This is a genomic window from Streptomyces sp. NPDC018833, from assembly GCF_044390825.1.
Lineage (GTDB): Bacteria > Actinomycetota > Actinomycetes > Streptomycetales > Streptomycetaceae > Streptomyces.
In genome coordinates this window covers 204741-216147 of the sequence record NZ_JBIRZM010000014.1, presented here as the reverse complement: position 1 = coordinate 216147, position 11407 = coordinate 204741, and the positions used below count along the sequence as shown (strand labels likewise).

Here is an 11407-nt window from a genome sequence, read left to right as displayed (position 1 = left end):
CCGAGGCCCCGATCTTCGACCTCGTCGACTACGGCGTGGTCGGCGACCTCTTCGACGTCGTCCCGCAGCTGACCGAAGAGGTCAAGACCCGCAAGAGCTGAACCTTCCCGGGTCAGTTCGTATCGCCATGCCAGGAGGACCGGATGTCCACCCCGAATCAGCCGGCCGGTACCTCCGCTGCCCACACGCCCCCCGGTGACCAGCAATGATGCCGGAAACATCGGCGCCCCGCCCCGAGGTCGCAGGCGCCCGGCGAGGGGTCACCGGGGGCGGCGTCTCTCCCGTGGTCAGAGAACTGGCTGACGCGGCACTCGCCGGGTTGCCGGCCCTTGTCCAGGACGTGGTGGAGCTGATCTGGCGGGAGGAGGCCGCCTACCACTCCGAGTCCCCTGTCACCAAAGCGGACTTGACCGACTCGGTGCGAGTCAACATGGAACGCATGCTCCACGCCTTCGCCGGCCGGTCGCCCGAGCACCCCCACGTCTACGACGCCCCGCAGGCCACCGGCCGACGGCGGGCCGAGCAGCACTTCCCGCTCGAGGCGGTACTGCACTCCTACCGGCTGGCCATGGAAGCCGTCTGGGACAGGTTGCTTGCGGAGTCGCGGATCAGGGGTCCGGAAGTACGGGAAGCACTGCTCGACCACGCCGCCCGGCTCTGGCAGGTCATCGACCGCTATTCGGTGAGCGTTGCCGAGGCGTACCGTGCGCGCGAAAGCGATCTCGCCCGCCGGGAGGAGCAGCGCCAGGATGCCCTGCTCGATGCGCTCATCCAGGGCCACGGCCGGGATCCGTCCGTCGCTGCCGAGGCGGAGCGGGTGCTGGGCCTGCCGAGGGAGGGACGCTACGTCGTGGTCTGTGCCGGACACGGCTCCGTCCGTGCCCGCCCGACCGCCCGCTCCCTGCGTGGCCATCTCGCGGCCCGTCACATTCGCTCGGTGTGGCGCACCGAACTCGACCGGGAGTTGGGTGTGGTGTCGCTCGTCGGCACCTCGCTGCCACGCATCGCCGCGCTGTTGTCCGGGCAGCTGGAACAGCCGGCCGGGGTGTCAGGTGCGGTGGCCGGCCTGGCGGAGATCGGAACCGCGGCCCACCTGGCCGAGCTCGCGCTGCGCACCGTGCCGCCGGGCGCTGTGCAGACCGTCGTCTTGGACGACCGGCTGCCGGAGGCGCTGCTGGTGTCCGCGCCGCAGCTCGCCGCCCGGCTGCGGCGCAGCATGCTGGGCCGGGTCCTGGACCTCCCGGACGACGAGGGGGAGACGCTTCTCGCGACACTTCGCGCCTGGTTCCACAGCGGCCGGTCAGCTGCGCGTACTGCCGAGGCAGTGCACTGTCACCGGAACACGGTGTTCAACCGGCTGCGTCGTGTCGAAGAGCTCACCGGCCACTTCCTGGACGATGATCGCGACGAACTTTCCTACCGTCTCGCCCTCGCCGCGCTGCTCATCCAATCCGATGACCGGGCCGAACGGGACCGCTGAGGCCGTTGGCGCCTGTGCGCGGTGCACAGCCAGGACGTGACCCCGGCACATGGGGATCAATGCCATCTGCTCCTTAGGATCCTCGAAACATTGCGGTAACCGGTCAGGACGAACCCGTATCCGCCCCGCCAGGAAGGTCAGGAGCCGGCCATGCTGAATCTTGCGGTGGTTCTCGAGGACAGCGCCCGCGCGATGCCCGATCGCGACGCCGTCATCCTCGGCGATATGCGCCTCACATACGCGGAGTTGGATGCGGCCGCCGCCCAAGTGGCACATCTTCTCACCGAGCTCTCCATCGGCCCGGGCGACAAAGTCGCCTTGAGCAGCCCCAACGTGCCCTACTTCCCGATCGTCTACTACGGCATCCTCAAGGCGGGTGCCACGGTCGTGCCGCTGAACGTGATGCTCAAGACACGTGAGATCGCCTACCACCTGAAGGACTCCGGAGCAAAGGCGTACTTCTGCTACGAGGGCACCGACGAGTTGCCACTCGGCCGGGAGGGATGGGCGGCTTATCAAGCGACGGACTCCTGCACGGAGTTCTTCCTCCTCACCACCGACCCGAGCGCCGCCACGGGTCCGATCCCCGGTGCCCAGGCCCTGGGACCGGCGGTCGCCGGCCGGCCCGCCGCCTTCGAGACGGCAGCGACCGAGCCCACGGACACCGCGGTCATCCTCTACACCAGCGGCACCACCGGACAGCCCAAGGGCGCGGAACTCAGCCACTCCAACATGATCCTCAATGCACTCACCTGCCATCGACTGTTCGGTGGGGACCCGCACGACGTTCACTTGGTGACACTCCCGCTGTTCCACTCCTTCGGTCAGACGGTGCAGATGAACGCCGGGCTCGGCGCAGGCGCCACCCTCGTGTTCCTGCCGCGGTTCGCCCCGCGTGCCGCCCTGGAAACCATGGCCGCCGAGTCCGTCACCTTCTTCGCCGGCGTACCGACGATGTACTGGGGCATGCTCCGCGCCGACCTCGACGGGCTCGATACCGAAGCGATCGGCAAGAACCTCAGGGTGGCGGTCGCGGGCGGCGCGAGCCTGCCCGTGGAGATCCACCGGGGGTTCGAGAAGCGTTTCGGCGTGACCGTCCAGGAGGGCTACGGCCTGTCGGAGACCAGCCCGGTCGCGCTCTTCAACCGGCTGGGGTGCACACCGCGCGTGGGCTCCGTGGGTCTGCCTGTCTGGGGCGTGCAGATCCGGCTCATCGACGACACCTGGAATGACGTGCCGGACGGTTCCGTCGGAGAGATCGCGATCCGCGGGCACAACGTCATGAAGGGCTACCACGCCCGGCCGGCGGCCACAGCCCAGGTGATCCGCGACGGCTGGCTGCGGACAGGTGACCTGGCGCGCCGTGACGACGACGGCTATGTCTACATCGTGGACCGTGCCAAGGACCTGATCATCCGAGGTGGCTTCAACGTTTATCCGCGGGAGATAGAGGAGGTTCTCATCACCCATCCCGAGGTGAGCCTCGCCGCTGTCCTCGGTGTGCCGCACGACAGCCACGGCGAGGAGGTCAAGGCGTACGTGGTGTGTACCCCCGGGGCGCAGATCACGGAGCAGGGCCTCATCGAATGGTGCCGAGCCAACATGGCCTCCTACAAATACCCACGCCTCGTGGAATTCCGCGACGCCCTCCCCATGAACGCCACCGGCAAGATCCTCAAGCGCGAACTCGCCTGAGGTCGCGGCAGCGGTCGGTGGGTTTACCAGAAACGGCAGGCCAGGCCGGTGACTGGGCACGTGCCGTCAGCGGCTCCACACCGGCGCCGCAGTTTGCCTGCATCAGGCCAGTTCAAGCAGTGCCTCGCCGAGCGTCGCCACTCCTTCGGCGATGGCGCCGGCCGGGGTGGCCGCATAGCCGAGGACGATGCCGGGTGGTCCGGGCAGCTGCCGGTGCCACGACAACGGCTGGCACTTCACACCCCGGGCGAGCGTCGCGGCGGCAAGCTCGGTGTCGGCTACCTCTGCCCTATAGGTGACGGTCAGGTGCAGACCGGCTGCTGCGCCGTGGACCACCGCGCCCGGCAGGTGCTCGGCGATGGCTTTGATCATCGCGTCGCGGCGCCGCCGGTGACGGCCGCGCAGCAGCCGCAGATGCCGTTCCAGGTCACCGCATTCCATCAGGCGGGCCAGCACCAGTTGGGGCAGCACCGCGTTGCCCAGGTCCGTGAAGCGCTTTGTGTCGATCAGGGCATCTCGGTGGCGGCGCGGCGGTATCACCCAGCCGATGCGCAGCGCGGGTGCGAGCAGTTTGGACACGCTGCCCATGTAGCACACATGGTCGGCGAGCAGCGCGCGGAGCGCGGGTACCGGCGGCCGGTCGTAGCGGTGTTCCGCGTCGTAGTCGTCCTCCAGTATCAGGCCGCCGTCCTGGGCCCAGCGCAGCAGTTCGCGGCGGCGCTCGCCGCTGGTCACCACGCCGGTGGGGAATTGGTGGGCGGGCGTGAGCAGTACCGCGCGGGCGCCGGTGGCGCGAAGTGCCTCTACGTGCACACCGTCGCCGTCGAGGGGCACCGGTGGGGTGGCCAGGGCTCCGTGCTGCAGATGCCGGCGGATGCCGAGTGAGCCCGGGTCCTCGACTGCGACGCGGTCGATGCCGTCCGCCCGCAGCACCGGGTGCAGCAGGGTGAGCGCCTGAGCGGTACCGGCGACGACCAACACCTCGTCCGGGTCCGTCCGCATGCCGCGGGTGCGTGCCAGCCAGCCGGCGATGGCGCTGCGCAGTTGCGGGGTGCCGCGAGGGTCGCCGTAGCTGAGGTTCTCGGCGGACAGTTCGGTGAGCACCGTTCGTTCCGCTCTCAGCCAGGCCGCTCGGGGGAACACCGTCAGATCGGGCTGGCCGGGGGTGAAGTCGATACGGGCAGGGGTGGCACGCAGCATGTCGAACACATCGGCGCCCGGTTCGCCGACGAACAGCGTGCCAGGTGCAGCGTTCCCGGCGGTGCCCGGGGCCGAGGGCCGCGAGGGCCCGGTCCCGGGACGTGCCCTGGGCGGCACAGGAGCAGGTACCGCGACCACTACGGTCCCGCCGCGTCGGCGCCCTTCGACGTGACCGTCCTCGGACAGCCGCCGGTATGCCTCAGCGACCACCCCCCGAGAGACCCGCAGTTCGGCGGCGAGTACCCGGGTGGGCGGCAGAATGCTGCCCACCGTCAGCCGGCCGTCGGCCATCGCCTCGCGCAGCCGCCCGGCCAGCCAGGCCGACTTGCCACCGACAGGCGCTTCCCCGGCGTCGAGCTGCAGAAAATCCGAGCCATGGGCCGAGGGGGTCCCACCGTTCGTCGACGACGCACCCGTCGCACCTGCCGTGGCCGGTCCGCCCGCTTCCCGTCTCGCCTGATTCACCAGGCCCATGGTGTCAGGCGCCACTGCGGCTCCTGCTCACCGGCGGATTCTCAGCAGCCAAAGACGAACTCCGGTGAGGACGGGGTGAGGATGGCGGCCGTGGGGTCGGTCGACCAGTGCGCGGCCAACTCTTCGGCGACTGTCTTCAGCAGCTCCGGCACGGCCTGCGCGCCGTCGTCATGCATGCCCTCCGCCACCACGAGGACCGTGCTGGTGCGCTCGCTCACCGCGGAGTCGCCGCTTTGCCGGTTGGTCCAGCGCCGGGCATGGGCCCTGCCGGCGGAGTCGGCGAAGATCACCTCACCAGGTGCCGGGTGCTCGATGGCGCCGCCGAATGTCGTGTAGCGCTCGTCACCCCGCGCATGGCGCACCGTGAGCAGGGGGCCGGCGATGCGGTCGGCGTCGAGAACCGCGACCGGGACCGCGTAGGCGACCGAGATGGCGTTGCACAGGTCGACCACCGGGTGGATGCGTGGGAGTTTCCCCTCCTTCCGCAACCGCCGCAGCAGCGACTCCGCGGCGCACCGGTACTGCGTGGGCTTGAGCCCCATTCGGGAAAAGGCCCGCCGCCAGGCCAGGACTTCGGGGAACTCGCTCTCTGTGGCACCGGCCAGCCGGGCCGCAGCGCGGGCGGTGTATGCGGCGACTCGCCGGCCGACGTCGGCGTCGGCACCGACTCCGGTGGCGTACAGCGCTCCGGCGGTGAGCTGGGGGTAGCCCGACCAGATGGCATCCGTGTGCTCGAAGCGCATGATCACGCCACCGCCAGTCGCACGCTCATGCCCAGGAAGCAGGCTGCGAACACCCGCCGCACGCCGGTCATCACCCGAGGCCGGGCCAGCACGCGGCTGCGGACGGCGGCGGCGCACATTCCGTACGCGGCGAAGACGACGAAGGTGAGTCCCATGAAGACGGCACCGAGTTGGAGCATCACGCCAAGAGAGCCGGATGCACCGGCGGGGACGAACTGCGGCAGGAACGCGACAAAGAACATCGTGAGCTTCGGGTTGAGCAGGTTGACCAGCACCCCGGAAGCGATCACGCGGAGCGCCGGCCGCGGCTCGACTTCCTGCGCGACGGCCAATGCCTCCTTGTCACGCAGCATCGCCCACGCCATGAACAGCAGGTAGCCGACACCGAGGTACTTCACCGTCTCGTAGGCGACCGCGCTGGTGTGCAGCAGTGCGGAGAGGCCGGTGATCGTCGCTGCCAGGTGCGGCACGATACCGAGCGTGCAGCCGAACGCGGCGACCGCGCTCGCCCGGCGGCCATGGGACAGCCCGGCGGCGAGGGTGTACACCACGCCCGTGCCGGGCGTGATCACCATCACCAGGGTGGTCAGCAAGAACGCGATACTCAAGGGGGACCTCCGCGAAGTTCGGCGTCCTCTCACCGTGCCGCGACCATGGTCCGACCAACAGGGCCAAAGCTGTCCCGGATCAGTGGTCCAAAAAGGATGGCCTGGGCTGTGAGGCCCAGACCTCAAGGGCGGTGCACCGGTGGATCTTCTACACGCCTGCGACTCCCTTCCCCGCAGCCGACACCGATCGGGGCGGTCGGCCGGTTCACAGCCGCGGCCTGAACAGCTGTCAGGGCAGAGGTGTGGTGTGGCTGAGGCAGTAGCGCGATCAACTGCCCGCTCGGGGAGCCGTGACCGGCTTCGCTGCCACATACAGCCCTACCGCCTGTCGCGTCGCAGGCCTGTACCGACACCTGACAGACAGTCAGCCGAAGCGGCCTGCATCGCTGCTCCTGACCAGCAGCGATGCCGAAGTGAGACCGTCGTGCCAATAGAGTGACCTCATGTCTGCCACATTGAGCTCCACGAGAGCCCTCGCCGCGCTCCGGACATCGGCGCGTGTCTCCGCTGAGTTGATGCTGGTCCTCGTGATGACTGCGGTGGCCCTGTGGCTTCTGGGCCGGATGTGGTCGGTGGTTTGGCCGTTCATCGTGGGCCTGTTCCTCACCACGCTGACCTGGCCCCCGGCTCGTTTCCTGCGCCGGCGCGGGTGGCGTCCCGCCCTGGCCGCGTCCGTTGTGACCCTGCTGTTCCTCCTGGTCGCCGCGGGCATCGTGGCGCTGATCGCCGTGCCGGTGGGGTCCCAGTCCGGCGAGCTGGCCGACGGCGTGGTCGAAGGCATCCAGAAGCTGCGTGAGTGGGCCGCGGGCCCGCCGCTGAACATCGGCGACGACCAGATCACCGGCGCCTTCGACGCCGCGATCGCCCGCATGCAGAACAGCGTCGGCAGCATGGTCACCGCTGTCGTCACGGGAGTGGGCACCGTGGTCAACGGCGTGGTCACTGCCGTCCTTGCGCTCTTCCTGATGTTCTTCTTCCTCAAGGACGGCCCGCGGTTCCTGCCGTGGCTCACCCGTCAGCTCCCCGGACGGCTCGCCACCGACATCCCGATCGTGACCGCGCGCAGTTGGGACACCCTGGGCGCGTTCGTGCGTTCCCAGGCATTCGTCGGCTTGCTCGACGCCGTCTTCATCGGCCTCGGCCTGTGGATTCTGGGGGTCCCACTGGTGCTTCCGCTGGCGGTGCTGACCTTCGTATCCGCGTTCGTGCCGATCGTGGGTGCCCTGTTCGCGGGGTTGGTCGCGGTGCTCATCGCGTTGGTGTCGAACGGCCTGACAGACGCGCTGATCGTGCTGGCGATCATCGTCGTGGTGCAACAGCTCGAGGGCAACGTGTTCCAGCCCATGATCCAAGGTCGCGGGCTCGGTCTCCATGCGGCGGTGATCCTGCTGGCGGTGACGTTGGGCGGCAGTCTGGCCGGCATCGTGGGCAGCCTGCTCGCCGTACCGGCCGCCGCGCTGATCGCGGTGGTCTGGGGCTATCTGCGCGAGCAGCTCAGCGACCCGCCGCAGGAGCCGGAGACCGAAGAGTCGCACACGGGTGCCGCCGTCCCTTCGTAGCACCATCCGCTGCGCTTGCTGGAGCGCGCTCGGGGCACTCGCACCGCTCCTGATGTGGGCTGAACGATTGACCACAACTCCTAGAGCGGGATGCGGAGGTCGAGCACGGGCCCAGTGGCGTCGACCGGCATCGCATCCATTTTCTCCAGGACATGGAGCATCGGCTTGTTGCCCGCCGACACCGAGGCGGCCAGCGTGTGGTGTCCCTCGCGGCGGGCAACGGTCGCCGCGTGTTCGGCCAGTGCGGTGCCGAGCCCCCTGGCCTGCCACGCGTCCTCGACCAGGATCGCGAGTTCCCCCACCCCTTGCTGATCGGTGCGCATGACGTTCGTCATGGCGATGATGTGGCCCGTACGCTCGGCCGGCGTGGTCACCAGCGTGGTGCCGCGCCCCGGGTTGGACAACTGACGCCATTCGGCAGGTGAGAGCCCGGACTTGCCCGCGTGGTATCGCAGGGCTCGGCTGCCCAGCGAGCAACGGCGGTGCAGTTCCTGGACCGGCGCCAGGTCGACGGGGGCCGCCTCCCTGGTACGCGTGGCGGTGCCGTCGGTCATCGTGATCGAGTGTGCGGCGTCTCGGCGGCCGGCGTCGGGCATCGACGTTCTCCTCACATGGTGATCGTGACTGCTGTGCCGCGGGCTGGGACGCAAGTGCGGCCTTGCCACCGCAGCAGTCTTTTGCCGTCGCCAGATGGACTCAAGAGGACTTTGCGTCATGTCGATTGCGCTGCGCTTATGTTGAACTACGGAGAGGAGCGAAAATATGAAGGAGTCGTGCCCGTAGTCGACGCCGATGCTGACCGTTGCTCACATCACGGCTCAAGGATTTGTACGGAGGGCCGCCGGCCATCGCGAAGAGGACAGGCCGATGAACGTCCGCACTTGGCGTAAGTGACCCGGTTCTGAGTGGGTGGGCAGACCACTCAACCCGCCGGTGCACGGACGCGGATGCCGGCGGCCGGGGGAGTTGGAAGGAAGCCCTGTGCGGGTTGCCGGGGAGCTCGGCTGAGTTGTTCGGCGGCGGGTAGGGTGGCGGCTCGGGCTCTCCGCAAGATCTGTTTGAAGACGGGCCCCAGTGCCGCTTCAGGCAACGTTCGCCCCGTTGTGGCCTGTGAGGTCGAGCGGTGGGTGGCGATCCGCGGTGACCCCTTATTTCGGTGGCTCCGTCCGGCCGACCCTGGACAATGCGTCCATGCATATTCGAGCCGTGCGCCTGGACGAGCTGCCTCGTCTGCAGGACATCGAGAGGGCCGCTGGGCACTGCTTCCGCGACATCGGCATGCCGGAGATCGCCGACGACGAGCCGCTTCCGCTCGGTGAGCTCGCCCGCCACCACCACGCCGGGCTGGCCTGGGTCGCGGTCGGCGACGCCGACATCCCGGTTGCCTACCTGATTGCCGACCGCGTCGACGGCAACCTCCACGTCGAACAGGTCTCGGTACATCCGGACAGTTCACGCCGCGGTATCGGCCGGTCCCTGCTGGAGCGGATGGCGGATCACGCCACGAGCGAAGGCGTGCCCGCTCTGACCCTCACCACTTTCATCGAGGTCCCGTGGAACGCCCCCTACTACGCGCGCTGCGGCTTCCAGCTTCTGGACGACAGCGGGCTCACCCCAGGCCTGCGGAAGATCCGCGAACGTGAAGCGGCACATGGCCTGGACCGGTGGCCTCGGGCCTGCATGCGCCAGGCGCTGTGACACCGTGGTGCTGCCATGAGGCATCGGCCGCCGCTGAGCGGCTCCTGGGAAGCGAACCGCCAGCCGGTGTTGTGCTGGGTGGCAGGCCCACGAGGCGCAGAGGTGCGGCGCCGCCGCCCACGCGGTCAGCCGATCTTGAGAAGGCCGGCGTCGACGACCGCGCGGCCGAAGGGGCTCGCGAGTTCGGCGAGGCGTTCGCAGTCGGCGTCGCCCAGTGCGGCGTAGGCGGGAAGGGCCAGGTGGTCGGTGCGGTCCTCGATGTGCCGGCGCAGGCGTGCGCCTTCCTGGCTGAGGGAGTTGCCGTCGAGGAGACCTCGCGTGCGCAGGCGCTCCTCGGCGCCGGCCCACTGCTCCTCCGGCCACGCGCGGCTTGCCTTGAGGAAGTCGACGGGGACGTCCCCGGTGGCAGCGTGCAGAATCAGGGACTCCAAGCCCCCGATGCCCTCGCTCAGCAAGCACGCGACATGGCCGTCGCCACGGAACTCCCGTAGCAGTGTCTGGGCATGCCACAGCCCCAGTACCGGTTCCTCCGGCCAGGGCAGCGCGGCATGAGCGGCGAAGAGCGGGCGGCCCTGCGCGTGTTCGCAGGCCGCATCGGCGGCCCTGCGGGTCAGTGCCAGGACCTCGTCCAGAGCGGGGAGTTCGTGGATCCCGGCCCGTCGCAGGGCCTCGCTCGCGGCGGCGTGGCGCGCGTCCAGCACCTGCTGTGGCGTCGCCGCGTCCCAGGCCCCGTCGACCGCCTGCCGTACGAAATCGGGGTTGAAGTTGTAGAAGGTCGAGATGACCAGCTCGGCGGATGCTCGGCCGAAGGCGGCGCTCCGGGAGGCGAAGTACCCGGCGCGTCCGCCGAGTCCGAGCTCCGCGTACCGTCGCCTTCCCTCGGGTGCGAAGTAGATCATGGCGTGTACGGGCTCGAGTCGGCGCCAGGCTGCTCGCGCTGCTTTCATGGGGTCACCTCTTCTGAGAGTCGACGGATGGGGACTTCGCGGTGGTTCCGTATTCGCCATGTGCTCGCAGGTGTTCGAGCAGCAGGAGGTTCAGCGACTCGGGTGCCTCCTCGGGGACCCAGTGGCTGACGCCCTGGAGGGTCTCGAACCGGTACGGCCCGTTGACCCACTGCCCTGTCTCCTGCGCGGCCACCGGGCCGAAAGCGCTGTCCTGCGTGCTCCAGACGTACAGCGTGGGCACATCGATGACGCCGATCGCGCCGTCGGGGCGGCCGGCCCGGTACCAGTTCAGCGCCGCGGTGAGAGCGCCCGGCTGGGACAGGTGCCGCACGTAGGCCTCGGCACTGTCCTGCGGGACCTTTCCGGCGTAAGAGGCGCGAAGCGCCTCGGCATCGCCTGCGAGCATGCGTTCTTCGGTCGCGGGCGCTTCACGCCAGTCGATCATGTAGCGCGATCGTTCGCGTTGGTCGGGGTCGGTGCGCAGGGCGGTGGCCAGAGCACCGGGGTGCGGAGTCGAGACGACCGTCAGGGTGCGTACGCGGCCGGGGTGGGCATCGGCGGTCCACCACGCCACCGCGCCTCCCCAGTCGTGGCCGACCAGATCGAAGGATTCCCAGCCCAGTTCCTCCGTGATCGTGACCACATCCTCGACCAGGAGGCTGATGCGGTAGTCCTCGGGCCGCTCGGGGCGGGCTCCGGGGGAGTACCCGCGCTGGTCGGGTGCCACCACCCGGTAGCCGTGCGTGGCCAACGCCGCGATCTGCCGCTGCCAGACCAGCCGCGTCTGCGGGAAGCCGTGCAGCAACAGCACCGGGCGGCCCTCGGGGGGACCCGCCACGGTCGCGTCGAACACGCCCGCGGCAGTGGAGATGCTCAGCTCGGTCACGTTCCACCCCTTCATACCGACTGGTCGGTAGCTTTCAGTCGTGGAAATGGATTGTCAAGGTCGAGGGCAGTCGCATTCCCGCAGCGGTGGCCGCATCGCGACGCTTTCGGCCAGGTG

At 69.2% G+C, this 11407-nt stretch carries 10 protein-coding genes and 1 pseudogene; 5 read left to right on the top strand and 6 right to left on the bottom strand.

The features are described from left to right. The 3 genes and pseudogenes from ACH5AF_RS26380 to ACH5AF_RS26370 form a co-directional block, all read left to right on the top strand. Window positions 1-101, top strand: a pseudogene (locus tag ACH5AF_RS26380) (electron transfer flavoprotein subunit alpha/FixB family protein); the annotation flags it as partial. Window positions 102-283: 182 nt separating this feature from the next. Next, window positions 284-1480: a PucR family transcriptional regulator gene (locus tag ACH5AF_RS26375; protein WP_398904798.1), complete on the top strand. Its 1197-nt coding sequence runs from the start codon at window positions 284-286 to the stop codon at window positions 1478-1480. A 150-nt stretch (window positions 1481-1630) separates the two neighbouring features. Further along, window positions 1631-3175 carry a long-chain fatty acid--CoA ligase gene (locus ACH5AF_RS26370; RefSeq protein ID WP_398904796.1) on the top strand — a complete coding sequence of 515 codons (1545 nt, stop codon included), beginning with the start codon at window positions 1631-1633 and terminating at the stop codon, window positions 3173-3175. Window positions 3176-3277: 102 nt separating this feature from the next. On the opposite strand, the gene ACH5AF_RS26365 is transcribed toward ACH5AF_RS26370, so the two are convergent. The 3 genes from ACH5AF_RS26365 to ACH5AF_RS26355 are packed head-to-tail and all read right to left on the bottom strand — an operon-like array spanning window position 3278 to window position 6200. Then, window positions 3278-4849, bottom strand: a complete 1572-nt coding sequence (locus ACH5AF_RS26365) for a PLP-dependent aminotransferase family protein (RefSeq protein WP_398904827.1) — start codon at window positions 4847-4849, stop codon at window positions 3278-3280. Between the two features lie 41 nt (window positions 4850-4890). Beyond that, window positions 4891-5592 (bottom strand): B3/4 domain-containing protein, encoded by a 702-nt coding sequence (locus ACH5AF_RS26360; protein WP_398904794.1) that lies wholly within the window; start codon window positions 5590-5592, stop codon window positions 4891-4893. Between the two features lie 2 nt (window positions 5593-5594). After that, entirely contained in the window at window positions 5595-6200 is a 606-nt protein-coding gene (locus tag ACH5AF_RS26355) for a LysE family translocator (RefSeq protein ID WP_398904792.1), read from the bottom strand. A gap of 443 nt (window positions 6201-6643) precedes the next feature. Here ACH5AF_RS26355 and ACH5AF_RS26350 point away from each other — a divergent pair, with 443 nt between their 5' ends. After that, window positions 6644-7759 (top strand): AI-2E family transporter, encoded by a 1116-nt coding sequence (locus tag ACH5AF_RS26350; RefSeq protein WP_398904790.1) that lies wholly within the window; start codon window positions 6644-6646, stop codon window positions 7757-7759. Between the two features lie 80 nt (window positions 7760-7839). On the opposite strand, the gene ACH5AF_RS26345 is transcribed toward ACH5AF_RS26350, so the two are convergent. Further along, entirely contained in the window at window positions 7840-8355 is a 516-nt protein-coding gene (locus ACH5AF_RS26345) for a GNAT family N-acetyltransferase (protein WP_398904789.1), read from the bottom strand. A gap of 595 nt (window positions 8356-8950) precedes the next feature. On the opposite strand from ACH5AF_RS26345, the gene ACH5AF_RS26340 reads away from it, so the two are divergent. After that, window positions 8951-9457 carry a GNAT family N-acetyltransferase gene (locus ACH5AF_RS26340; RefSeq protein ID WP_398904787.1) on the top strand — a complete coding sequence of 169 codons (507 nt, stop codon included), beginning with the start codon at window positions 8951-8953 and terminating at the stop codon, window positions 9455-9457. 125 nt (window positions 9458-9582) lie between these two features. Here the strand turns inward: ACH5AF_RS26340 and ACH5AF_RS26335 are convergent, their stop codons facing one another. Together ACH5AF_RS26335 and ACH5AF_RS26330 are read right to left on the bottom strand one after the other, a co-directional pair. Then, window positions 9583-10404 carry a hypothetical protein gene (locus tag ACH5AF_RS26335; RefSeq protein ID WP_398904785.1) on the bottom strand — a complete coding sequence of 274 codons (822 nt, stop codon included), beginning with the start codon at window positions 10402-10404 and terminating at the stop codon, window positions 9583-9585. 4 nt (window positions 10405-10408) lie between these two features. After that, window positions 10409-11290 carry an alpha/beta fold hydrolase gene (locus ACH5AF_RS26330; protein ID WP_398904783.1) on the bottom strand — a complete coding sequence of 294 codons (882 nt, stop codon included), beginning with the start codon at window positions 11288-11290 and terminating at the stop codon, window positions 10409-10411. Between the last annotated feature and the right edge of the window lie 117 nt (window positions 11291-11407).

What these genes read in the sequence shown, in the direction of transcription:
- ACH5AF_RS26345 (WP_398904789.1), bottom strand. Translation starts at nt 8,355, where the DNA reads ATGCCCGACGCCGGCCGCCGAGACGCCGCACACTCGATCACGATGACC.
- ACH5AF_RS26360 (WP_398904794.1), bottom strand. Translation starts at nt 5,592, where the DNA reads ATGCGCTTCGAGCACACGGATGCCATCTGGTCGGGCTACCCCCAGCTC.
- ACH5AF_RS26350 (WP_398904790.1), top strand. Translation starts at nt 6,644, where the DNA reads ATGTCTGCCACATTGAGCTCCACGAGAGCCCTCGCCGCGCTCCGGACA.
- ACH5AF_RS26365 (WP_398904827.1), bottom strand. Translation starts at nt 4,849, where the DNA reads ATGGGCCTGGTGAATCAGGCGAGACGGGAAGCGGGCGGACCGGCCACG.
- ACH5AF_RS26335 (WP_398904785.1), bottom strand. Translation starts at nt 10,404, where the DNA reads ATGAAAGCAGCGCGAGCAGCCTGGCGCCGACTCGAGCCCGTACACGCC.
- ACH5AF_RS26370 (WP_398904796.1), top strand. Translation starts at nt 1,631, where the DNA reads ATGCTGAATCTTGCGGTGGTTCTCGAGGACAGCGCCCGCGCGATGCCC.
- ACH5AF_RS26340 (WP_398904787.1), top strand. Translation starts at nt 8,951, where the DNA reads ATGCATATTCGAGCCGTGCGCCTGGACGAGCTGCCTCGTCTGCAGGAC.